Annotated in this window: 22 protein-coding genes; 12 read left to right on the top strand and 10 right to left on the bottom strand. The window is 72.2% G+C overall.

Annotation, left to right across the window (positions count from 1 at the left end; translation table 11 throughout):
- Positions 1–17 precede the first annotated feature (17 nt).
- Positions 18–461, bottom strand: coding sequence for an SseB family protein (locus V7E46_RS00835; protein ID WP_410169979.1), 444 nt, complete (start codon positions 459–461; stop codon positions 18–20).
- Between the two features lie 172 nt (positions 462–633).
- Here V7E46_RS00835 and V7E46_RS00830 point away from each other — a divergent pair, with 172 nt between their 5' ends.
- From V7E46_RS00830 to V7E46_RS00820, 3 genes are all read left to right on the top strand, one after another.
- Positions 634–2,460, top strand: a complete 1,827-nt coding sequence (locus tag V7E46_RS00830; protein WP_333766566.1) for an acyl-CoA dehydrogenase — start codon at positions 634–636, stop codon at positions 2,458–2,460.
- 79 nt (positions 2,461–2,539) lie between these two features.
- Positions 2,540–3,835: a M18 family aminopeptidase gene (locus V7E46_RS00825; RefSeq protein WP_333766565.1), complete on the top strand. Its 1,296-nt coding sequence runs from the start codon at positions 2,540–2,542 to the stop codon at positions 3,833–3,835.
- 121 nt (positions 3,836–3,956) lie between these two features.
- Entirely contained in the window at positions 3,957–4,193 is a 237-nt protein-coding gene (locus V7E46_RS00820) for a hypothetical protein (RefSeq protein ID WP_329176717.1), read from the top strand.
- Here the strand turns inward: V7E46_RS00820 and V7E46_RS00815 are convergent.
- Positions 4,187–6,016, bottom strand: coding sequence for an NHL domain-containing thioredoxin family protein (locus V7E46_RS00815; protein WP_333766564.1), 1,830 nt, complete (start codon positions 6,014–6,016; stop codon positions 4,187–4,189). The genes V7E46_RS00820 and V7E46_RS00815 overlap by 7 nt on opposite strands.
- A gap of 40 nt (positions 6,017–6,056) precedes the next feature.
- Here V7E46_RS00815 and V7E46_RS00810 point away from each other — a divergent pair, with 40 nt between their 5' ends.
- Entirely contained in the window at positions 6,057–6,539 is a 483-nt protein-coding gene (locus V7E46_RS00810; protein ID WP_333766563.1) for an LURP-one-related/scramblase family protein, read from the top strand.
- Here V7E46_RS00810 and V7E46_RS00805 read toward each other — a convergent pair.
- The gene (locus tag V7E46_RS00805; RefSeq protein WP_333766597.1) at positions 6,526–7,344 is read right to left on the bottom strand and encodes a carbon-nitrogen family hydrolase; all 819 of its coding nucleotides are present in this window, start codon (positions 7,342–7,344) and stop codon (positions 6,526–6,528) included. The two genes, V7E46_RS00810 and V7E46_RS00805, sit on opposite strands and share 14 nt — an antisense overlap.
- Before the next feature lie 134 nt (positions 7,345–7,478).
- On the opposite strand from V7E46_RS00805, the gene V7E46_RS00800 reads away from it, so the two are divergent.
- The 6 genes from V7E46_RS00800 to V7E46_RS00775 all read left to right on the top strand — a co-directional run bounded on the left by V7E46_RS00800 (position 7,479) and on the right by V7E46_RS00775 (position 13,059).
- A complete protein-coding gene (locus tag V7E46_RS00800; RefSeq protein WP_333766562.1) occupies positions 7,479–8,303 on the top strand; it encodes a maleylpyruvate isomerase family mycothiol-dependent enzyme in 825 nt (274 codons plus the stop codon).
- A 366-nt stretch (positions 8,304–8,669) separates the two neighbouring features.
- Entirely contained in the window at positions 8,670–10,376 is a 1,707-nt protein-coding gene (locus tag V7E46_RS00795; RefSeq protein WP_333766561.1) for an ATP-binding protein, read from the top strand.
- Entirely contained in the window at positions 10,373–10,840 is a 468-nt protein-coding gene (locus V7E46_RS00790; RefSeq protein WP_329176724.1) for a roadblock/LC7 domain-containing protein, read from the top strand. Before V7E46_RS00795 ends, V7E46_RS00790 begins: the two co-directional genes overlap by 4 nt.
- Positions 10,837–11,214: a DUF742 domain-containing protein gene (locus V7E46_RS00785; RefSeq protein WP_333766560.1), complete on the top strand. Its 378-nt coding sequence runs from the start codon at positions 10,837–10,839 to the stop codon at positions 11,212–11,214. The genes V7E46_RS00790 and V7E46_RS00785 overlap by 4 nt, the downstream gene beginning before the upstream one ends.
- The gene (locus tag V7E46_RS00780) at positions 11,195–11,818 is read left to right on the top strand and encodes a GTP-binding protein (RefSeq protein ID WP_443053922.1); all 624 of its coding nucleotides are present in this window, start codon (positions 11,195–11,197) and stop codon (positions 11,816–11,818) included. Before V7E46_RS00785 ends, V7E46_RS00780 begins: the two co-directional genes overlap by 20 nt.
- A 65-nt stretch (positions 11,819–11,883) precedes the next feature.
- Positions 11,884–13,059 carry a cytochrome P450 gene (locus tag V7E46_RS00775; protein WP_333766596.1) on the top strand — a complete coding sequence of 392 codons (1,176 nt, stop codon included), beginning with the start codon at positions 11,884–11,886 and terminating at the stop codon, positions 13,057–13,059.
- A 141-nt stretch (positions 13,060–13,200) separates the two neighbouring features.
- Here V7E46_RS00775 and V7E46_RS00770 read toward each other — a convergent pair whose 3' ends face one another.
- The 7 genes from V7E46_RS00770 to pdhA form a co-directional block, all read right to left on the bottom strand.
- Positions 13,201–14,430 (bottom strand): cytochrome P450, encoded by a 1,230-nt coding sequence (locus V7E46_RS00770; protein WP_333766558.1) that lies wholly within the window; start codon positions 14,428–14,430, stop codon positions 13,201–13,203.
- A 93-nt stretch (positions 14,431–14,523) separates the two neighbouring features.
- Positions 14,524–15,837 carry an MFS transporter gene (locus tag V7E46_RS00765; RefSeq protein ID WP_333766557.1) on the bottom strand — a complete coding sequence of 438 codons (1,314 nt, stop codon included), beginning with the start codon at positions 15,835–15,837 and terminating at the stop codon, positions 14,524–14,526.
- Positions 15,834–16,505, bottom strand: coding sequence for a GntR family transcriptional regulator (locus tag V7E46_RS00760; RefSeq protein ID WP_333766556.1), 672 nt, complete (start codon positions 16,503–16,505; stop codon positions 15,834–15,836). The genes V7E46_RS00765 and V7E46_RS00760 overlap by 4 nt, the downstream gene beginning before the upstream one ends.
- A gap of 84 nt (positions 16,506–16,589) precedes the next feature.
- On the bottom strand, positions 16,590–16,784 hold the full coding sequence (locus tag V7E46_RS00755; protein ID WP_329176734.1) for a hypothetical protein: 195 nt from the start codon (positions 16,782–16,784) through the stop codon (positions 16,590–16,592).
- 271 nt (positions 16,785–17,055) lie between these two features.
- Positions 17,056–18,456 carry a dihydrolipoamide acetyltransferase family protein gene (locus V7E46_RS00750; RefSeq protein WP_333766595.1) on the bottom strand — a complete coding sequence of 467 codons (1,401 nt, stop codon included), beginning with the start codon at positions 18,454–18,456 and terminating at the stop codon, positions 17,056–17,058.
- A 21-nt stretch (positions 18,457–18,477) separates the two neighbouring features.
- Positions 18,478–19,455, bottom strand: a complete 978-nt coding sequence (locus tag V7E46_RS00745; protein WP_443053920.1) for an alpha-ketoacid dehydrogenase subunit beta — start codon at positions 19,453–19,455, stop codon at positions 18,478–18,480.
- A 2-nt stretch (positions 19,456–19,457) separates the two neighbouring features.
- Positions 19,458–20,633 (bottom strand): pyruvate dehydrogenase (acetyl-transferring) E1 component subunit alpha, encoded by a 1,176-nt coding sequence (gene pdhA / locus V7E46_RS00740; protein ID WP_333766555.1) that lies wholly within the window; start codon positions 20,631–20,633, stop codon positions 19,458–19,460.
- 416 nt (positions 20,634–21,049) lie between these two features.
- Between pdhA and V7E46_RS00735 the strand changes: the two genes are divergently transcribed.
- Positions 21,050–21,721 (top strand): response regulator transcription factor, encoded by a 672-nt coding sequence (locus V7E46_RS00735; RefSeq protein ID WP_333766554.1) that lies wholly within the window; start codon positions 21,050–21,052, stop codon positions 21,719–21,721.
- A 166-nt stretch (positions 21,722–21,887) separates the two neighbouring features.
- Positions 21,888–22,922, top strand: a complete 1,035-nt coding sequence (locus V7E46_RS00730; protein ID WP_333766553.1) for a phosphotransferase — start codon at positions 21,888–21,890, stop codon at positions 22,920–22,922.
- Positions 22,923–22,986 lie beyond the last annotated feature (64 nt).

The raw sequence follows: 22,986 nt of genomic DNA, 5'->3' as shown, positions 1-22,986 counted from the left end.
GCCCCGGAGCGGGACGGTCAGCCGTACATCCGGCGCATCGTGAAGTCCACCATCTGCTCGACGGCCTTGGCGTCGAAGACCATCCGGTGCTGGCCGTCGATGTCGAGCACGAAGCCGTAGCCGGTCGGCAGCAGGTCGAGCACCTCGGCGCCGGTGATCACGAAATACTTGGACTCCTTGCCCGCGTAGCGCCGCAGCTCCTTGAGCGAGCTGAACATCGGGATCACCGGCTGCTGCGTGTCGTGCAGCGCCAGGAAGCCGGGATTCTCGCCGCGCGGGCAGTACACCTTGGACGTGGCGAAGATCGCCTGGAAGTCCTCGGCCGACAGCGAGCCCGTGGTGAAGGCGCGGACGGCGTCGGCCAGCGACGGCGGCGAGGGCTCGGGATAGCCGGACATGGGCGCGGCCCCACCGGGAGCCGGCCCTGGGCCGGGATTCACGCTCTGGTCGTAGCCGTACACGGGCCCTAGCGTAACGGGGAAGCGCGCACCCCCATCGAGGAACGGCGAGTAACAGCCACCCGGGGGCGAGGAACCCGTCACATCCGGCCGCCGGGGGTTGCTTCTTATTACTGACGGGTAGCATCATGGGGGTACGTTTTTGTGACAGCAGCAGCGATACGGAGCCGTCGTCATGGGCCACTACAAGTCGAACCTCCGCGACATCGAGTTCAACCTCTTCGAGGTGCTCGGCCGCGATCAGCTCTACGGCACGGGTCCGTTCGCCGACATGGACGCCGACACGGCCAAGGACGTCCTGGCCGAGCTGACCCGGCTGGCGGAGAACGAGCTGGCCGAGTCCTTCGCCGACACCGACCGCAACCCGCCGGTCTTCGACCCGGACACCAACACCGCACCGCTCCCCGACACGTTCAAGAAGAGCTACGCGGCCTTCATGGACGCCGAGTACTGGCGGCTCGGCCTGCCCGAGGAGATCGGCGGCACGACCGCGCCCCGCTCCCTGATCTGGTCGTACGCCGAGCTGGTGCTCGGCGCGAACCCGGCGGTCTGGATGTACTCCTCGGGCCCCGCCTTCGCGGGCATCCTCTACGAGGAGGGCACCGAGCAGCAGAAGAGGATCGCCGCGCTCGCGGTCGAGAAGCAGTGGGGCTCCACCATGGTCCTCACCGAGCCCGACGCGGGCTCGGACGTCGGCGCCGGCCGCACCAGGGCCGTCAGGCAGGACGACGGCAGCTGGCACATCGAGGGCGTCAAGCGCTTCATCACCTCGGGTGAGCACGACATGTCCGAGAACATCCTGCACTACGTGCTGGCCCGCCCCGAGGGCGCAGGACCCGGCACCAAGGGCCTGTCGCTGTTCATGGTGCCGAAGTACGAGTTCGACCACGAGACCGGCGTGCTGGGCGCGCGCAACGGCGTCTACGCCACCAACGTCGAGCACAAGATGGGCCTGAAGGCGTCCAACACCTGCGAGATGACCTTCGGCGACCAGCACCCCGCCAAGGGCTGGCTGATCGGCGACAAGCACGACGGCATCCGGCAGATGTTCCGGATCATCGAGTTCGCCCGCATGATGGTCGGCACGAAGGCCATCGCGACGCTGTCCACCGGCTACCTCAACGCGCTGGAGTACGCCAAGGAGCGCGTGCAGGGCCCCGACCTGGCGCAGTTCATGGACAAGGCCGCGCCCAAGGTCACCATCACCCACCACCCCGACGTGCGCCGCTCGCTGATGACGCAGAAGGCGTACGCCGAGGGCATGCGCGCACTGGTCCTCTACACCGCCTCCGTCCAGGACGCGATCCAGGTCGCCGAGGCGACCGGCGCCGACGCCAAGCAGCTGCACGGGCTCAACGACCTGCTGCTGCCGATCGTCAAGGGCTACGGCTCGGAGAAGTCCTACGAGCAGCTCGCCCAGTCGCTCCAGACCTACGGCGGCTCGGGGTACCTCCAGGAATACCCGGTCGAGCAGTACATCAGGGACGCCAAGATCGACACCCTCTACGAGGGCACCACCGCGATCCAGGGCCAGGACTACTTCTTCCGGAAGATCGTCCGCGACCAGGGGCAGGCGCTGACCGCGCTGAGCGAGGAGATCAAGAAGTTCCTGGCCGAGGCCACCGGCGGGGCGGAACTGGCCGACGCGCGCGACCAGCTCGCGAAGGCCGCCGCCGACCTGGAGGCCATCGTCGGCACCATGCTGACCGACCTCGCGGCCACCGAGCAGGACGTCCGCTCGATCTACAAGGTCGGCCTCAACACCACCCGGCTGCTGCTCGCCTCCGGTGACGTCGTCGTGGCCTACCTGCTGCTCAAGGGCGCGGGTGTGGCGCTGGACAAGCTGCCGTCGGCGTCGCGCAAGGACACCGCCTTCTACACCGGCAAGGTCGCCGCGGCCAAGTTCTTCGCGACGAACATCCTGCCGGGCGTCGGGGTGCAGCGCGCGATGGCCGAGGCCGTCACGCTGGACGTGATGGACCTGCCGGAAGAGGCGTTCTGACCGCGGCGCCGCCACGGCTCGCCGCCGGGTGCCGCCGCCTGGCCGGTGGCGGCACCCGGCGTTTCCTATGCTGGCCGGTATGAGTCCGTCAGCGCGCACCTTCGACCGCACCCACACCGACGACCTGGCCGCCTTCGTCCAGGCGGGACCGTCCCCCTACCACGCGGTCGCCGCCGTCGCGGCCCGGCTGGAGGAGGCCGGATTCCGCCAGGTCGCCGAGACCGACGCCTGGGACGGCGAGAGCGGCGGGAAGTACGTCCTGCGCGGCGGTGCCGTCATCGCCTGGTACGTGCCGGCGGACGCGCGCCCCGAGACCCCCTTCCGGGTGGTCGGCGCCCACACCGACTCGCCCAACCTGCGGGTCAAGCCGCGGCCCGACATGGGTACGGCCGGCTGGCGGCAGGTCGCCGTCGAGATCTACGGCGGCCCGCTGCTCAACAGCTGGCTCGACCGCGACCTGGGCCTGGCCGGCCGGCTGTCGCTGCGCGGCGGCTCCACCGCCCTGGTCAACGTCGACCGCCCGCTGCTGCGGGTCGCCCAGCTCGCCGTCCACCTCGACCGCGGCGTCAACGACAACGGGCTCGCCCTCGACCGGCAGCGGCACCTCCAGCCGCTGTGGGGCCTCGGCGAGGTCCACGACGGCGACCTCATCGACTTCCTGGCCGCCGAAGCCGGCCTCGACCCGGACGACGTCACCGGCTGGGACCTCATGACGCACGACGTGCAGCCCCCGGCGTACCTGGGCCGGGACCGCGAGCTGTTCGCCTCCCCCCGGCTGGACAACCTGCTGTCCGTGCACGCCTGTACGGCCGCGCTCGTCGCCGCCGTCGAGGCCGGCGGCCTGGACGCCATCCCGGTGCTGGCCGCCTTCGACCACGAGGAGAACGGCAGCCAGTCCGACACCGGCGCCCAGGGGCCGCTGCTCGGCAACGTCCTGGAGCGCTCGGTGCACGCCCGCGGCGGCGGCTACGAGGACCGGCTGCGGGCACTGGCCGGCACCGTCTGCGTCTCCTCCGACGTCGGCCACGCCGTGCACCCCAACTACGCCGAGAAGCACGACCCGACGCACCACCCGTACGCCAACGGCGGCCCGATCCTCAAGACGAACGTCAACCAGCGCTACGCCACCGACGGGTCAGGGCGGGCGCTGTTCGCCGCCGCGTGCGAGCGGGCCGGAGTGCCCTTCCAGCACTTCGTGTCCAGCAACGCGATGCCCTGCGGCACGACGATCGGCCCGATCACCGCGGCCCGCACCGGCGTCACCACGGTCGACATCGGGGTGCCGATCCTGTCCATGCACTCGGCCCGCGAACTGTGCGGCGCCGACGACCCGGCGTATCTCGCCACCGCTCTGACCGCCTTCCTGGCCGGCTGACCCGGCCGGGCGGGGCGTAAGGGGCGAGCGGCCAACGGTCCGTCACCAGGGGATGTTTGGGCGGGAGATGCCGGGTAGGCGGTGTCTAGGAGCCTGAACTCCACCTCTGGAGGCGGACATTGTGGGTATCGGTGGCTGCATCATCCTGATCGCCATAGGGGCGGTCATCACCTTCGCGACGGACTGGCACGCCAAGGGCGTCAACATGGACCTGCTCGGCCTGATCATGATGGCCGTCGGCATCATCGGCATGGCGGCCTATGTGAGCATCTTCAAGCGGCGCCGGATCCCCCCGACGGCAAACGGCGATGTGCCGCCCGTCGTCGAGGAGCGCTACTACTCGGACCGGCGCTACTGAGCCGCGTCCATCCCTGCGAGGACCAGTGCGAGGCGGGTGTCGCCGGCGTCGGTGAGTCGGACCGGCACACCCCAGTCCTGCTGGTGCACATGGCAGGCCGGAAACTCGTTGGCGGGGTCGTCGTCGCAGGACGCGGCCATCGCCGAGACGTGCAGCACCCCCTCCGGCACGGAGGGGTCGAGCACCAGGTCACGGAAGAGGTCGGTGCCCTTGCCCGCGCCGTCCGCCAGCAGTTCCGGCGGGGTGGCACTGACCAGCAGCCGGGTGGACGGCCCGTAGCGCTCGTCCAGCTTCTGCCCGGCGGGAGCGGAGAAGACCACGTCGAGCCGGAAGGCCCCGGGGGCGACATCGGTGGCCGCCCGCTGCGTGCGGTGGGCGACCGCCTCCACGCGTACCGCCTCCTCGGGCAGGTGCAACCGGGTCAGCCGGTGACGGGCCGACTCGACGACCACGATGTCCCCGTCCGCCACCGCGGCGTCCGAGGGTTCGCGCAGGTCGGTGGCCAGCGTGCTGACCTCGCCTGTCGCCGGGTCGTACCGGCGCAGCGCGTTGTTGTACGTGTCACTGACCGCGACCGAGCCGTCCGGCAGGCCCGTCACGCCGAGCGGGTGCTGGAGCAGCGCCTGCCCCGCGGGGCCGTCGCGGTGGCCGAAGTCGAAAAGACCGGTGCCGACGGCCGTGCGGATGACGTACCCCTCGCCGCCGTCGGCGCGCTCCGCCCAGCGCAGCGCCGACGTCTCGGAGTCCGCGATCCACAGCCGGTCCCCCGCCGCCGCGAGCCCCGACGGCTGGGCGAACCACGCGTCGGCGGCCCGGCCGTCGACCAGGCCCTCGTTGGTGGTGCCCGCCGCGACCTCGACCCGGCCGGCCGCCGGGTCGTACGTCCACAGCTGGTGCACGCCGGCCATGGCGATCCACAGCCGGTCCTCGAACCAGGCCACGTCCCACGGTGAGGACATGTCCACCTCGCGCGCGTCGCCGCTGGCCGGCGAGCCCTGCCACCACTGGCGGCCCGTGCCGGCGACCGTGGTGACCCGGCCGCTCTCCAGGTCGAGGTGCCGCAGCGCGTGGTTGACGGTGTCGGCGACGATGACGCCGCCGTCGGGCAGCAGCGCCAGGCCCTGCGGCTCGCTGAAGCGCGCGGTCGCCGCGTCCCCGTCCGCGAAGCCGCGCTCACCCGCGCCGATCCGGCGTACGACGCTCTCGCCGTCCGCCGCCAGCTCCACCAGTGCGTGCCGCGTCGAGTCCGACACCAGGTAGTGCCCGGACCCGGGCAGCGCCAGCATCTTGCCGGGGAAGCGCAGGTCGGTCGCGACGGGCTCCGGCGGTACGTACACCCCGTCGCCGCGCCGCAGCGTGCCCTTCGCGCCGTGCTCGGCCTCCAGCTCCACGACCAGCTTCTCCAGCGCGTGCGCGTGGCCCTCGCCCGCGTGCTGCGCGACCACGTAGCCCTCCGGATCGATCACCACCAGCGTGGGCCACGCCCGTACCGCGTACTGCCGCCAGGTGGCCAGCTCCGGGTCGTCCAGCACCGGGTGGTGCACCTCGTAGCGCTCGACGGCGTCCACCACCGCCTGGTGCTCCGCCTCGTGCACGAATTTCGGGGAGTGCACACCGACGATCACCACGGTGTCACGGTGCCGCTCCTCCAGCTCCCGCAGCTCATCGAGAACGTGCAGGCAGTTCACGCAGCAGAAGGTCCAGAAGTCCAGGATCACGATGGATCCGCGCAGGTCGGCGAGGGTAGGGGTGGCCCCGCCCGTATTGAGCCAGCCGCCCTTGCCGGTCAGCTCGGGCGCCCGGACGCGTGCACGTGCAGTCATATCCCCATCCAACAGCATCACCGGGGGTAGGCATTCCCCTATGAAATACGTGGTGCACGAGAAGATGTTCGCCATCGGCGACGACTACTGGATCGAGGACGAGGACGGCCGCCGCGCCTTCTACGTCGACGGCAAGGTGCTGCGGGTCCGCGAGACCCTGGAACTGCAGGACCCGGACGGCGCTGTCGTGGCCGTCATCCACCGCAAGCTCGTGAGCGTCAGGGACGCCATGACCATCGAGCGGGGCGGCGACGTCCTGGTCACCGTCCGCAAGAAGCGGCTCGCCCTCCTCCACGACGTCTACCGCGCCGAGCTGGCCTCGGGCGAGGAGCTGGAGATCCGCGGCGACCTCATCGGAAAGGAATTCGACATCGAGTACGACGGTGAGCGCCTGGCCCGCATCTCGCGCCGCTGGTTCTCGGTGCGGGACGCGTACGCGGTGGACATCGAGCGGCCCGACGCGGACGCGGCGATGCTCATCGCGGTGGCGGTCTGCGTCGACCGCCTGGTCACGAAGGAGTAGCCGCCCCGGGGGGCCGGGGCGTCCCCAGGACGCGGTCGCGCAGGACCGGGAAGTCCCTGCGGGTCGCGGCGACCCGGGAGGGGTCGAGGTCGCAGCCGATGGCCTGCTCGCCGGGGCCCGCCTCGGCGAGGACGGCCCCCCACGGGTCGACGACCATGCTGTGCCCGGCCTGCTCGACGCCGGCGTGCGTCCCGGCCGTACCGCAGGCCAGGACGTACGCCTGGTTCTCGACGGCGCGGGCCTGCACCAGGATCCGCCAGTGCGCCAGCCGCGCGGCGGGCCACCCGGCCGGGAGGACGACCACTTCGGCTCCGGCGTCCACCAGCAGCCGGAACTGCTCGGGAAAGCGCAGGTCGTAGCAGGTCGCGAGGCCGAGCACGGCCTGCGGCAGCCGGGCCGTGACGATCCGGTCGCCGGCCGCCATGACCACGGCCTCACCGCGGTCGAAGCCGAAGCGGTGGATCTTGCGGTACGTGGCGTGCAGGGTGCCGTCGGGCGCGAAGAGCAGCGAGGTGTTGTAGAGCGGGCCGTCGGGCCACGGGTCGCGTTCGACGACCGACCCGGCGTGCAGCCACACCCCGGCGTCCCGCGCGGCGGCGCTCATCGCCTCCGCGGTGGGTCCGCCGCCGGCCTTTTCGGCCCCGGCCGCGAAATCGTCGGAGGCGAAGGCGCCGACGGTCCACAATTCGGGCAGCACGACAAGATCCGCCCCCGCCTGGGCTCGGACGAGGGCCGCCGCACGGCTCCGCCGGTCGCCGGCGCTCTCCGCCGGGTCGACCTCGATCTGGACAAGCGTTGCGCGCACCTGGACACCGCCCATACGTTGGGTCGTCAAGCCGGGCCTACCATCGTCACTCGAAAGCACTGCGTGGGCGCCCGCGCGCAGCGTAACTTAGGCGCCAACCGCCACGACCGCGCACCGATCCGTCGAGGGGTCCCGTGACCGTCCACAGCAAGCTCCAGCCGTACATCGACGCCTGGACCCACTCCATAGAATCCATCAACGAACTGGTGTCCCCACTGGCCGAGGGCGAGTGGAACCGCCGCACGGAGTGCCCCTACTGGTCGGTGCGCGACATCGTGTCCCACATCATCGGTTTCGAGTGCGAACTGCTCGGTGATCCGCGCCCGATCCACACGCTTCCCAGCGACCTGCGGCACATCACGAGCGAGACCGCGCGCTACACGGAGGTGCCGGTCGACACCCGGCGCCACCACACGGCCCCCGAGATGACCTCGGAGCTGGACTACACCATCATCCGCAGGTCCCGGCAGCTGCGCAACGAGTCGCGGGAGCCGGACGCGGAGGTGCGCGCCATCGGCGGCGGCGAGATCACCCTTGAGGAGCAGCTGTGGAGTCGCGTCTTTGACGTATGGGTGCACGAGCAGGACCTGCGCAGGGCGCTCGACCGGCCCGGCAATCTGGCGTCCGCCGCGGCCGTGCTCTCCCGGGACTACGTGCTGCGGTCGCTGCCGAAGCTGGTCGCGCACGACGCGGGTGCCAAGCCCGGGTCCGCGGTGGTCTTCGACGTGCACGGGCCGCTGGAGTTCATGCGGACGGTCCGGGTCAACGCGGAGGGCCGCGGCTCGGTCGACTCGGCGGTCTCGCTCGGCCCGGCGGTGACCTTCGTCCTGGACTGGGAGACCTTCCTGCGGCTGCTGACCGGGCGGGTGCGGCCCGCCGCGGTCGCCGACCGGCTCAAGACCGAGGGCGACCCGGCGCTGGCCGACGCGATTCTGCAGAACATCGCCGTGACGCGCTGACGCGCCGAGACGGCCGCCCGACCCGCGAAGGGCCGGTGCCGACGGGTGGTCCACCCGTCGGTGCCGGCCCTTCGGCATGTGTCGGCGCGGACTCCTCGCGCGGGCCGGCGCTGACCCTTCGCGGGTGTCGGCGGTGGCCTTCGGCATGGGCGGCGCCAACACATTGCATAAAACCGACGGATCGTCAAGACCGGTGTTATTGGGTGGACTTCGGCGAGTAAGGTGCACAGCGCGGCAATCCTCGCGACTCTCGCGTCCCGGGGGATGCTCCGCATTCCGCCGCCACTCCTCACCCGTAGCCCCCATCGCCCCCACTTCTCACGGCAGGCGGCCGACTGTCGGCCACCGCCACGAGGTAGCACATCGATGTCAGCCGCACAGCAGCCCGCGCCCTTCCCGCCTCCTTCCTCGTCCGCAGGCCCGCCCCGCTGGGCGCCGGCGCTGCTGGTCCACGGCCCGCCGGTGGCCGCCGCGCTCTCGGTCGCCGTGGCCGGCGGCTGGGCGGTGTCGCGCACCGGCGCCGCCGACCGGGCCACGGTCGCCGTGCTGGCCGGTGCGACGGCGCTGCTGCTGGGCGCGGTCGTCGCGCTCGCCGGCCTGTGGTCGCGTACGGCCGGCAAGGCCGCGGCGGAAGCCGCGCGGGCCGGCCTGGCGGCCGCGACCGCCGGGGCCGCGGTCGCGGAACAGGCCGCGCTCCAGGCCGGTCTGGCGGCCGAGACCGCGCGGGCGACGGCGCTGGAGCGGGAGGCCGACCGGCTGACCGACGTGATCCTGCCCCGGGCGGTGGAGCAGCTGCGCTCCGGCAAGTCGGCGCCGACGGTGCTGGCCAGGCTGGAGCGCTCGCCGGGCGCCGCCCACCAGCGGCTGCTGGAGGCGGTGGTCGGCGAGGTCGGCGCCAGTGAGCGGATGAGGGCCGCGGTGATGGCGGCCTGCGCGAACACCGCCAGCCGGGTGCAGGCGCTGTCCACCAGCATGCTCGCCGACCTGCGCGACATGGAGATGCGGCACGGCGAGGACGTGCTCGGCGATCTGCTGCTGCTGGACCACCAGACCGCGCAGGCGGGCCGGATGGCCGACAGCATCGCGGTGATCACCGGATCGCGCTCGGGCCGCCGCTGGACCCGGCCGATCGTGATGGAGAGCGTCCTGCGCGGCGCGCTGGGCCGGATCAACGCCTACCGCCGGGTGCGGCTGCACTCCGCCTCCACCGCGGCGGTGGCCGGTTACGCGGCCGAGGGCGTCATGCACGCGCTCGCCGAGATCATGGACAACGCGACCACCTTCTCGCCGCCGACCGAGGAGGTGCACGTCTACGTCCAGGAGACGCACACCGGGGTCGTCGTCACCGTGGAGGACGGCGGCCTGGTGATGCCGCCCTCGACGCTGCTGCGGGCCGAGAAGCTGGTGTCGGCGGCGCCGCTGGACCTGCGGGACCTGTCGGGGACCCGGTTCGGGCTCGCGGTGGTGGGCTGCCTGGCCCGCAAGTACGGCCTGACGGTGTCCTTCCGCCCGTCGTCGCGGGGCGGTACGGGTGTGGTGGTGCTGATCCCGCCGAAGCTGATCACCCGGCCGCGCGAGGACTGGCCGCCGCTGCCCGCGCAGGACCTGTGGCAGTACGACCGCACCCCGGCGGGCCTGCCCGCGCGCGGGGCGCTGACGGACGCGGGACGTACGGACGGGACACGTACGGGCCCGGGCGGCGCGGACCGGGCGCGTACCGGCCCTGAGCGCACCGACCGGGAGCGCGGCACCGACCGGCAGCGTACGGACGGCGTACGGGCCGGCGGCGCGCGGACCGCCGTGGCGCCGGCCGTCCCGCTGCCCAAGCGGGCCAGGGGCCGCACCCTGGCCGACTCCGGGCACCTGGGCCTCATCGCCGCCGCTGGGCAACCGCCGTCCCCGGCCGCCCTGGAGCGGGACGCGCAGGCCCGGGCCACGTCCGGCGAGCGCTTCCGTGCCTTCCGCCGAGCCGCGCTCGGCGAGCCGCCCGAACCGCCGCTGCCGCACCAGGCACGGAAGGCCGGGCAGGCCGCCGCCGCAGAACCGCACACAGGACAGGACACCGATCGATGACCACGACCGACCGCAGCCTGGACTGGCTGCTGGAGAATCTGCTGGCGAAGACCCCGGGCGCCCGGCACGCGCTGGTGCTGTCCAGGGACGGGCTCAAGCTGTGCCTGTCGTCGGGCCTGACCGCCGACCGGGCCGACCAGCTCGCCGCCATCGCGTCCGGCATCCAGAGCCTGGCGCACGGCGCCTCGGTGGAGTTCGGCGACGGCAGCGGCGGGGTCCGGCAGTCGATGACCGAATTCCACGGCGGCATCCTCTTCATCGTGGAGGCGGGCGAGGGCGCGCACCTGGCGGTGGTCGGCGACGACGAGGCCGACCCCGGCATCGTCGGGCACACCATGAACGAGCTGGTCGAGCAGATCGGCGCCTATCTGCGAGCCGATCCGCGCGGCACCGACCCGCGCGGGGCCGCCGGCCGACCGGACCTGCCGGCCGCACGGCTGCCCGGCGGGAGGCAGCCGGCATGACCCCGGGCCGGGATCCGGGCCGCGGTCCGGTGGACAGCGGTGAGCCGGACCGGCTCTACGTCGTCACCGGCGGCAGGTCCCGCACCCACGAGGACTCCTTCGACCTGGTGACCCTGGTGGTCAGCGAGGCCGAGCCGGCCCGCGGCATGCAGTCCGAGCACATCCGGATCCTGCAGCTGTGCCGCCGGCCGATGGCCGTCGTGGAGCTGTCGTCGTACGTGGGCCTGCCGGTCGGCGTGGTCAAGATCCTGCTCTGCGACCTGCTGGACACCGGCCTGATCACCGCCCGCCACCCGTCCTCGGCGGGCCGCGGCCGCCAACTGCCGCCCCGCGAGACGTTGAAGAAGGTGCTCCTTGCCCTCCAGAAGCTCTGAGCCCGCCGCCGTGCGCGCCGCAGCCGCGGCTCCGCTGCGTGCCACCGCCGCCGAGGGTCTGAAGATCGTCGTGGTGGGCGGCTTCGGGGTGGGCAAGACCACCCTGGTCGGCTCGGTCAGCGAGATCCGCCCGCTGAGCACCGAGGAGACGATGACGCAGGCGGGTGTGGGCGTCGACGAGCTGAAGAGCTCGGCCGCCAAGACCACCACCACCGTCGCCTTCGACTTCGGCCGGATCACCCTGGACGACGAGATGGTGCTCTACCTCTTCGGCGCCCCGGGCCAGGAGCGCTTCTGGTTCCTGTGGGACCGGCTGTTCTCCGGCACCCTGGGCGCCGTCGTGCTGGTCGACACCCGCCATGTCGCCGACTGCTGGTACTCCCTCGACCGCCTCGAACACCACGGGCTGCCCTTCGTCGTGGCCCGCAACAACTTCGGGGAGCCGGAACACTCGCTGGAGCAGCTACGGGAGGCCCTGTCGCTGCCGCCCGGCGTCCCGCTGATCGACTGCGACGCGCGCAAGCGCGACTCCGGCGTCGAGGTGCTGACCGCCCTCGTCCACCATCTGCACACCCTGTCGTACGCCCGGGAGACCACGCCGTGACAACCCACCAGGACCACCCCGTGACACCGGACGCGGCCGACGCGCCGGACGAACCCGCGGTGCGCATGCACTCGTTGGACTTCGAGTCCGACCCGGCCGACCTCTACCGGCGGCTGCGCAGCGCGCACGGCCCGGTGGCGCCGGTGCTGCTGGACGACGACATCCCGGCCTGGCTGGTACTGGGCTACCGCGAGTTGCACTACGTCACCGCCAACCCGGAGATCTTCGCCCGCGATTCGCGCCGCTGGCACGCCTGGGACCGCATCCCGCCGGACTGGCCGCTGCTGCCGTACGTCATGCACACCCCCTCGGTGCTCTTCACCGAGGGCGCCGAGCACCGGCGCCGGTCCGGGGCGATCACCGATGTGCTGGGCGCGGTCGACCAGTACGAGCTGCGGATCGCCGCGGAGGCGGTCGGCGACCGGCTGATCGACGGCTTCGCGGGCACCGGGCACGCCGAGCTGATGACCGACTACGCCGGGCAGGTGCCGCTGCGGGTGGTGGCCGGGCTGTTCGGCCTGGACGACGACGAGACCGGCTCCCTTGAGGCGGACATGGTCGCCTCGCTGGACGACGGCGCCGGGGCGGTGGACGCCTACCAGCGCATCCACGCCACGATGGCGATGCTGCTGGCCCGCGGCCGGGAGACGCCGGGACCCGATGTGCCGACCAGGATGCTGCTGCACCCGGCGGGGCTCGCGGACGAGGAGATCATCCAGGACATGATCTCCATCATGGCGGCGGGCCAGCAGCCGACGTCCAACTGGATCGGCAACACCCTGCGGCTGATGCTCACCGACGACCGTTTCGCGGTGACGCTCTCGGGCGGCCGGCGCAATGTCGGCCAGGCGCTCAACGAGGTGCTGTGGGCGGACACCCCGACGCAGAATTTCGTCGGCCGGTGGGCGGCGCGGGACACCGTGCTGGCCGGCCGCAGGATCGCCAAGGGCGACTGCGTGGTGCTGGGCCTGGCCGCCGCCAACACCGACCCGCAGGTGCGCCCGGACTTCACCGCGGGCTCGACCGGCAACCAGGCGCATCTGTCGTTCAGCCACGGCGAGCACCGCTGCCCGGCCCCGGCCCCCGAGATGGCCGAGGTGATCTCCCGGGCGGCGGTGGAGGTGCTGCTCGACCGGCTGCCCGACCTGGCGCTGTCGGTACCGGCCGAGCGGCTGGTGTGGCGCCCCTCGGTGTGGATGCGGGGTCCCGCGCAACTGCCCGTGCGGTTCACGGCGATGTGACCGCGTGGGGCGAGGCGGCCGGCAGGTCCAGCGCGGCCGGCGGGACGCGACGGGCCGGTCGTACGGGACCTGCCGGTCGTACCCGGCCGGTGGTTCGTGACCTGCCGGCGCTACGGGGCCTGCGGGTCGTACGGGACCGGGTCAGGCCGCCAGCGGCCGCGCGGGCGTGAAGCTCACCGGCAGCGATCCCGGCCCCCGGGTGAAAACCCCCTTCTCGGGGGGCAGTTCGCCGTCGGCCGGGACCACATCGGGCATGGCGTCCAGCAGTTGCCCTATCCCCACCTCGATCTCCGTCTTGGCCAGCAGCGCGCCCACGCAGAAGTGCCGCCCGAGCGCGAAGGCCAGGTGGTCGGCGGCGGCCGAGAAGGCGTTGGCGGTGGTCAGATCCGCGCGGTGGACGTTGTACGTGTCCGGGTCCGCGTAGCGCGCCGGGTCGCGGTTGGCCGCGCCGATCAGGCAGGTCACCGTGGCGCCGGCCGGCACCGTACCGCCGCTGAGCGTCACGTCCTGCGACGGCTGCCGCATGATCATGTGCACCGGCGGGGTGAAGCGCAGCGTCTCGGCGAAGGCCGCCGGTATCAGCGAGCGGTCGGCGCGGACCTCCGCGAGCTGGTCGGGGTTGGCCAGCAGATTGCGGAAGACCCCGGCGACCGCCTTGTCGGTGGTCTCGCCGCCTGCCGCGAGCAGCAGGCTGACGAAGGCCTTCACGTCCTCGTCCGACATCGCGACACCGTCGATCTCCGCCGTGCACAGCGTCGAGAGCAGATCGTCCCCCGGGTGCGCGCGCCGCTCCCGGATCACCGGGATCATGTACGCGGCCAGCTCCGCGCGGGTGCGCAGACCGGTGGCGATGACGTCGGCGTCCTGGCTGAGGTTGCCCAGGAAGGCGATGATCGCGGTGTACCAGTCGTGGAAGCGGTCGTGGTCGGAGCGGTCCAGGCCTAGCATGTCGACGATGACGTTGACCGGGAAGCGGGTGGCGAAGTCCGCGACCAGGTCCGCGTGGCCCGTCGCCCGGAAGCCGTCGATCAGTTCCGCCGCGTTGCGCTCGATGACCGGCAGGAATCTGTCCTGCAACTCCCGGCCGCGGAAGGCCGGGGCGACCAGCGCCCGGCGTACGGAGTGCTCCCTGCCGTCCATCTGGAGGATGGTCCTGCCGTGCACGGGGGCGATCTGCCAGTCGTAGTTGTCACTGGTGAACACCGGGTCCTTGAAGGCCCGTTCCACATCCTCGTACCGCGATACGAGGTAGCTGCCGGTGGCTTCGTGCCGGATCAGCGGGTGCTGCGCGCGCATGATCCGGTACGCGCTGTAGGGGTCGGCCGCGAATTCGGCCGAGAGGATATCGGGTACCGCGTGCGCAGAGCTCATGGCGCTCCCTCGCGATGACGTCAACTAAGCGGTTAGATTAGCGAGTTGACACCCAAAAGGGGATAGCGCCGACAGCGCTGCGCGTCCGCGGCGTCACTCCCCGCTCACCGCGGCGGCCGACCGGTGGAGGCTCTCCACCCGGCTGACCGCGATCCGTTCCCGCTCCAGGCGGTCGCTGTGCCGGCGCAGCCGCAGTATCTGCACGGTGCCGACGGCCTGGAGGACGAAGATGCTGCTCCAGGCCACCCGGTAGTTGTCGCCGCTGGCGTCCAGCAGCACACCGACGGCCAGCAGGGTGAGCATCGACGCGGTGAAGCCGCCGATGTTGACGATGCCGGACGCCGTACCGAAGCGCTCGGGCGGGTTGGCCGGGCGGGCGAAGTCGAAGCCGATCATCGAGCCTGGGCCGCAGGCGCCCAGCACCACGCACAGCAGCACGAGCAGCCACATCGGGTCCTGCCCGCCGGGCCAGCCGAGCACCACCGCCCAGATCGCCGCCGTCGCCGCGATCACGCCCAGCGTCAGCGGCATCCTGGCGCCGTGGTGGCGGGAGATCAGCTGGCCGAAGAGCGTCCCGAAGACCATGTTGGCCAGTACCACCAGGGTCAGCAGGCTGCCCGCGGTGCCGCGCGACAGGCCCTGGTCCTCGACCAGGTAGGGCAGGCCCCACAGCAGCAGGAAGACCATCCCGGAGAATTGCGTGGTGAAGTGCGTCCACATCCCCAGCCGGGTGCCGGGCTCGGCCCAGGACGCGGCGATCTGCCGGCGCACGTAGGCGAGTCCCGCGTGTTCCGCGGGCGCGGGCTCGTAGCCCTCGGGGTGGTCCTTGAGGAAGAGCGCCACCAGCAGCAGGACGAAGGCGCCGCCGATCGCCGTACCCAGGAAGGTCGGCGTCCAGCCCGCCGAGTGCAGCAGCCGGGACAGGGCCACGGTCGAGACCAGGTTGCCGGCCACCCCGAACAGCGCGGCGCCCTGCGCGATCATCGGCCCGCGGCGGGCCGGGAACCAGCGCGAGCCGAGCCGCAGCACACTCACGAAGGTCATCGCGTCACCGCACCCCAGCACCGCGCGGGCGGCCAGCGCCATGCCGTAGGAGTGCGACAGCGCGAAGGCCAGCTGGCCGCTGGTGAAGAGCACCGCGCCCAGCATCAGCACCCGCTTGGTGCCGAGCCGGTCCACCATCAGGCCGACGGGTATCTGCATGCAGGCGTAGACCAGCACTTGCAGGATCGAGAACGACGAGAGCGCGGACGCGCCGATGTGGAAGCGGTCGGCGGCGTCGATGCCGGCCACACCGAGGCTGGTGCGGTGCACCACCGCGACCAGGTAGACCAGGGTGCCGACGCCCCACACCAGGACGGCCCGCCGGCCGCCCGGCGGATCCCCCGGCAGTGTCCTGGCCGTCACGACTCGCCCCGGGCCAGGGTGTTGACCCGCGACAGGTGCCCGCGCACGGCCGCCGCCGCCAGCCGGGCGTTGCCCTGGCGCAGCGCGTCCAGGATCTCGGTGTGCTCGGCGATGTTCTTGGCGACCCGGCTGGGCTCGGCGTGCATCATGGCCACCCCCATCCGCAACTGGCGGTCCCTGAGCTGGTCGTAGAGCTGGGCGAGGATGCGGTTGCCGGCCGCGCGCACGATCTCCGCGTGGAAGCAGCGGTCGGTGGCCGCGAAGGCCGCCAGGTCGCCGGCCGCCGCGTGCTCGCGCTGCTCGGCCAGCAGCTCCTCGAGCCGGACCACCAGCCGGTCGGGCAGCGCGCCCACCAGCTTGGCGACGGCGTGCTGCTCGACCAGCAGCCGGGTCTCCACGACGTCGGCGATCTCCTGCGCGGAGACCGGCAGCACCAGGGCGCCCTTCTTCGGATAGAGCTTGAGCAGCCCCTCCGCCTCGAGCCGCAGCAGTGCCTCGCGCACGGGGGTGCGCGACACCCCGACGGCGTCGGCGAGGTCGCCCTCGGTCAGCAGCGTCCCGCCTTCGTAGCTGCGGTCGAGCACGCCTTTCTTGACGTGCAGATAGACCCGCTCGGCGGCGGGCGGCGACTTGACGGCGACCGGGGTCGCGACGGTTGGCGCATCCATGATGCGCACATCATAGATACAACAGTTCGGTGCCCGATACACCGTCCCGCGATCCGGACACCGCCCCGCACGCCGGCCCCGGCGTCACGGCCGGATCGTACTGACCAGATCCGCGGTCGAGGCAACGGTGGACTGAATGGTGGGCGCAAGACCGGACCCGGCCAGGCAGAACCCGAGCAGCCCGCAGATGATGGCGTGGCTGACCTTGAGGTGCTTGTTGTGCGTCAGCAGTGCCGCGATGACGAACAGCAGCAGGACGACGGAGACAGAGACGACCATACGCCGATAGCAGCACAAAACCCCCGCGAAGTGCGGTAAACACGCACACCACATCCCCCGGAGACCCGCCCGCCCGCTCAGAGCGGCCCGGACACGCCCGCAGTGCCCCCTGCCGCGCGACCCGCCCGCGCGGCCACGGTGCGCCGCGGACACCGCCACCTGTGCGGCGTATGCGAGGGGAATCTACGCCCGCCCTCTCCTGCTGGAGGCGCGGCGGGCGGGAGGCTCGTGGACGGGGTCCGGGGGAGCCTCCCGCTCGGGGTGGGAGGGGTTACGCCCAGGTGATCAGGCGCTTGGGCTGTTCCAGGATCGCGGCCACGTCCGCCAGGACCTTGGAGCCGAGTTCGCCGTCGACCAGGCGGTGGTCGAAGGAGAGGGCCAGGGTCGTGACGTGGCGCGGCTTGACCTTGCCCTTGTGGACCCAGGGCTGGAGCTTGACCGCGCCGAAGGCGAGGATCGCGGATTCGCCGGGGTTCAGGATGGGCGTGCCGGTGTCGACGCCGAAGACGCCGACGTTGGTGATGGTGACCGTGCCGGCCTGCATGTCGGCGGGGGAGGTCTTGCCCTCGCGGGCGGTGGCGACCAAGTCACCCAGGGCGGACGCCAGTTCGGGAAGCGTCTTGTCCTGCGCGTCCTTGATGTTGGGGACGATCAGGCCGCGCGGGGTGGCGGCGGCGATGCCCAGGTTGACGTAGGACTTGTGGACGATCTCCTGCGCGGCCTCGTCCCAGGCGGAGTTGACCTGCGGATTGCGGCGGATCGCGATCAGCAGTGCCTTGGCGACCAGCAGCAGTGGGCCGACCTTGAGGCCGGTGAAGGCGCGGTCCTCCTTCAGCTCCTGGACCAGCTTCATGGTCCTGGTGATGTCGAAGGTCACGAACTCCGTCACGTGCGGGGCGGTGAAGGCGCTGGCCACCATCGCCTGGGCGGTGGCCTTGCGCACACCCTTGATGGGGGTGCGGGTCTCCCGCTCACCGGCGCCGAAGGCGGAAGCCCCCTGGGCCGCGGCCGGCGGGAGGGCCGCGGGGGGCGCCGCCGCCGCGCGGATGTCGTCGCGGGTCACCACGCCGTTCGGCCCGGTGGGCACGACGGTGGCCAGGTCGATGCCGAGGTCCTTGGCCAGCTTGCGCACCGGCGGCTTCGCCAGCGGCCGCTCAGCCGTACGCGTGCCCGTGGTCGCAGCCGCGTCGGAAGGCGGAGCCGGAGCCGCAGTCGCCGCCGTGCCGTTCACCGCGGCCGGCCCCGCCGGCTGCCTGCGCGCGCGGCGGGTGGTCGAGGACGGCGCGACCCCGTAACCCACCAGCACCGCCTCCCGCTTGGCGGGCGCGGGCGCGGCAACGGGAGCCGGCTCGGCCGGAGCAACGGGCTGCGCGGCCGGCGGCGGTACGTCGTCCTCCCGCGTGCCGGCACCCGCGTCCACCACGATGATCGCAGTACCGACGTCCACCGTCGTGCCCTCGTCGAAGCGGATCTCGCTGACCACCCCGTCGTAGGGGATGGGCAGTTCGACGGCCGCCTTCGCCGTCTCGACCTCGCAGATCACCTGGCCGTCGGTGACGGTGTCACCCACCGCCACGTACCACTTGAGGATCTCGGCCTCGGTGAGGCCCTCGCCCACGTCGGGCATCCGGAATTCTCGGAAGCGCTGTGCCTGTACGGTCTGTGGCGTCATCGTCGTCACAACCCCTCTCCCTCAGAACGCCAGCGCGCGGTCGACGGCGTCGAGTACGCGGTCCAGGCCCGGCAGGTACTCCTCCTCGAGGCGGGCCGGCGGGTAGGGGGCGTGGAAGCCGCCCACCCGCAGCACGGGCGCCTCAAGGTGGTAGAAGCAGCGCTCGGTGATCCGGGCGGCGATCTCCGCACCGGCGCCGTAGAAGACCGGCGCCTCGTGCACGACGACCAGGCGGCCGGTCCGCTGCACGGATGCCTGGATCGTGTCGAAGTCGATCGGCGAGAGCGAGCGAAGGTCCACGACCTCCAGGCTACGGCCCTCGTTCGCGGCGGCCGCAGCCGCCTCCAGGCACACCTTCACCATCGGGCCGTACGCGGCGAGCGTGACGTCCGTGCCCTGCTGGGCCACGACCGCCCGGTGCAGAGCGCCCGGCAGCGCGGAGACGTCGACCTCGCCCTTGTCCCAGTAGCGCCGCTTGGGTTCGAAGAAGATCACCGGGTCGTCGCACTCGATGGCCTGCTGGAGCATCCAGTACGCGTCCGAGGCGTTGGAGGGCGAGACCACCTTGAGCCCGGGGATGTGCGCGAACAGCGCCTCGGGCGACTCGCTGTGGTGCTCGACCGCGCCGATGCCGCCGCCGTAGGGGATACGGATGACGACCGGCAGCTTGATCTTGCCGAGCGCGCGGGCGTGCATCTTGGCCAGCTGGGTGACGATCTGGTCGTACGCAGGGAAGACGAAACCGTCGAACTGGATCTCCACCACCGGCCGGTAGCCGCGCAGCGCCAGGCCGATCGCGGTGCCGACGATGCCCGACTCGGCGAGCGGGGTGTCGATGACGCGCCCCTCGCCGAAGTCCTTGTAGAGGCCGTCGGTGATACGGAAGACACCGCCGAGCTTGCCGACGTCCTCACCCATGATGAGGACCTTGGGGTCGTTCTCCAGCGCCTTGCGCAGGGATTCGTTGAGGGCCTTGGCCACTGCCATCGTCTGGGTCATGATCAGTGCCCCGTTCCCGCGGTCGTGTCCCCGGTCTCGAAGGACGCCTGGTATTCGGCGAACTGCGCCCGCTCCTCGTCGACGAGTGCGCTGCCGTCCGCGTAGACGTTCTCGAAGATCGCCATGGTGCCGGGGTCCGGCATGTTCCGTACGCCCTCGCGCACCCGCTTGGCGAGCGCGTCGCTCTCCGCGTCGATCTCGGCGTAGAAGGCCTCGTCGGCGAGGCCCTCGCGCTCCAGGTAGATCTTCAGCCGGGCGATGGGGTCCTTGGACGCCCACTCCTCGCGCTCCTCGTCGCGCCGGTAGCGCGTCGGGTCGTCGGTCGTGGTGTGTGCGCCCATCCGGTACGTGAACGCCTCGACCAGCATCGGCCCCTGCCCGCTGCGGGCGTGGTCGAGCGCGGCCCTGGTGACGGCGAGCACCGCGAGCACGTCGTTGCCGTCGACGCGGACGCCGGGGAAGCCGAAGCCGGCGGCGCGCTGGTAGATCGGCACCCGGGACTGCTTCTCGGTCGGCTCGGAGATGGCCCACTGGTTGTTCTGGCAGAAGAAGACCACGGGGGCGTTGTAGACCGCGGCGAAGGTGAAGGACTCGGCGACGTCGCCCTGGCTGGACGCGCCGTCGCCGAAGTAGGCGATGACGGCCGCGTCGGAGCCGTCCTTGGCCACGCCCATGGCGTAACCGGTGGCGTGCAGCGTCTGCGAGCCGATCACGATGGTGTAGAGCTGGAAGTTGTTCTCGTTGGGGTCCCAGCCGCCGTGGTTGACGCCGCGGAACATCCCCAGCAGATTCAGCGGGTCCACATCCCGCGTCCAGGCCACGCCGTGCTCCCGGTACGTCGGGAAGACATAGTCGTCGGGGCGGGTGGCCCGTCCCGAGCCGATCTGCGCGGCCTCCTGGCCGAGCAGCGAGGCCCACAGGCCCAGCTCCCCCTGGCGCTGCAAGGTGATCGCCTCGGCGTCGAAACGGCGGGTCAGCACCATGTCGCGGTACAGGCCGCGCAGCTCTTCCGGCGTCAGGTCGATCGCGTAGTCGTCGTGCTCGACCCGCTCGCCCTCGGGAGTCAGCAGCTGTACGAGTCCGGGCTCGCCGCCACGGCGCTTCGCGGCGGCTGCGCGGGTCGTCCGCCCCCTGCCCTTGGCGGGGGGACCCCCGGCGGCAGTGCTCTTCACGCTCACTTCGTCCTCCGTCTGTCCGGCCCCCGGGATCTGCCGGGGAGCAGGATGGGGCCTCCCCCACGTGTTTCGGGGGGCGGCGCACCTGGTCCGGCGGGACGCACGGGGTGTGTGCGGCATGGCCGAGCCAGGCGTGACAGTGTCCCGGCGAAGGCCTGCAACTACAGACGTTACCCAGAAGTCCCGCATTCGCGCGAAGCCGTCCGACCTGCGGTTTTGCTTGGATTTCCTAGTAACTGCGCGGGCGCGGCGCTTTCCGGGCGGGCGGCCCGGCCGGTGTCGGCCTGCGGTCGGCCTGTTGTCGCAGGCCACCGGGACAACGGCACCGTATCCCGGATGCCGGACATACGTAAGGGGCCGCCCGGGGGTCACCGGTGCCGCGGGAGGCAGACCGGCGCGCTGGGTGCGACTCTTGGCATGTGAGCGAAAACGGTCATATACGGGTATTCCTCCTGGACGACCACGAAGCGGTCCGCCGGGGAGTGAGCGCGCTGCTGTCGGTCGACCCGTCGATCGAGGTCGTCGGCGAGGCGGCCAGCGCGGGCGAGGCGATGGACCGGGTGCCGGCCGCGCACCCGGACGTCGCGGTGCTCGACGTCCGGCTGCCGGACGGCAGCGGCGTCGAGGCCTGCCGGGAGATCCGCTCCCGGGACCGGTCGGTGAAGTGCCTGATGCTCACCTCCTTCGCCGACGACGAAGCCCTCTTCGACGCGGTCATGGCGGGCGCGGCCGGCTACGTCCCCAAGGTCATCCGCGGGGACGACCTGATCAGCGCGGTGCGCGAGGTGGCCGCCGGGCACTCGCTGCTCGACCCGGCCGCCACCGCCCAGGTGCTGGACCGCCTCAAGGAGGGCGGCGCCCGCAGCGAGCACGAGGAGCGGATGGCCGACCTCACCGACCAGGACCGGCGGCTGCTCGAGCTGATCGGGGAGGGGCTCACCAACGGGCAGATCGGCGAGCGCACCGGGCTCACCGAGAAGTCCATCAGGAAGTACGTCACGGTGCTGCTGGCGAAGCTGGGCATGGAGCGGCACACGCAGGCGGAGGCGTACGCGGCCCGGCTGGGCACGGGGTCCGCGCCGGGGGCGTGAGGGCGACGGTCCTGGGCGTGAAGGTGGCCGTCCGGGACGCAGGGGTGCCCGGCCGTCCGGGGCCGTACAGGTGCCGGTCCGGGGCTTAACGGTGGCCCTAGCAGGTCGGGGCGGGGTCGCGCCAGCTCGCCCGGACGGCCTCTCGTGGTGATCTACTCTGTGGCACGTGACAGGCACGGCGACGAAGCCGCACGAGCGGGTTTCGCTGACCGCCCTGCTGCGTCGGTACGAGAACGCGGGCGAGCCGCTGACCTTCGAAGCCGTCCCCAGGGGGCTGCTGAACCGGGGGTGGCAGGTGACCACCACCCGGGGTCGTTACTTCCTCAAGCAGTACGTCGCCGCCGACACCGCGGAACCCGCGCTCATCGTCCGCCAGCACCGCGCCACCCGGGGCCTGGTCCGGCTCGGCCTGCCCGCCGCGGCCCCGCTCCCGGCCGCCGACGGCCGTACGGTGACGCTGCTCGACGGCGACGGCTACGCGCTCTTCCCGTGGATCGACGGCACCCACCGCGAGGGCACGGAGCTGACCGCCGGGCAGTCCCGGCGGCTCGGCACCCTGCTCGGCCGGGTGCACACCGGTCTGGCCCGCGTCCAGCCGCCGCCAGCGGCGGGCCCGCAGCCCAGCGCCGACCCCTCCCGTACGCACGCCGACATCGCGCGGCTGCTCGCCCTGGTCCGCGCCCACCGCCCCTACGACGACTTCGACGGCCTGGCCGAGCACCGGCTGCTGGAGCGCGGCGACCTGCTCAGGCGGCACGCCCACCGCCGCCCGCCCGACCCGGCGCCGGAAGGCCGCGTCCAGGGCTGGGTGCACGGCGACTTCCACCCGCTCAACCTGCTCTACCGGGGTGACGAACCCGCCGCGATCGTCGACTGGGACCGGCTCGGCGTCCAGCCGCGCGCCGAGGAGGCGGTCAGGGCCGCGGCGATCTTCTTCGTCCACCCCGAGCACGGCCGCCTCGACCTGCGCAAGGTACGGGCCTACGCGCGGGCGTACCGGGACGCGTCGGGCGCCGGCGAGGGGGAGGTCGCCGCCGCCGTCCACCGGGTGTGGTGGGAGCGGCTGAACGACTTCTGGATGCTGCACTGGCGCTACGAGCGCCGCGACCGCCGTTCCGACCCGCTCTTCCCCGCCGCCTCGGCGCTGGCCGTGTGGTGGACGGCGGAGTACGACTCGGTGCTCGACGCCTTCGCGGGGTGAGCGGGTGAGCCTCCCGGGGTGAGCGGCGGCTTACGGCTCGGGGCTTTCGCGCGGAGCCGGGATC

The organism is Streptomyces sp. IBSBF 2435 (assembly GCF_036815005.1).
Classification (GTDB): domain Bacteria; phylum Actinomycetota; class Actinomycetes; order Streptomycetales; family Streptomycetaceae; genus Actinacidiphila.
Note: the sequence above shows the minus strand (reverse complement) of the source record. Positions and strands in the feature narration are given on the sequence as shown.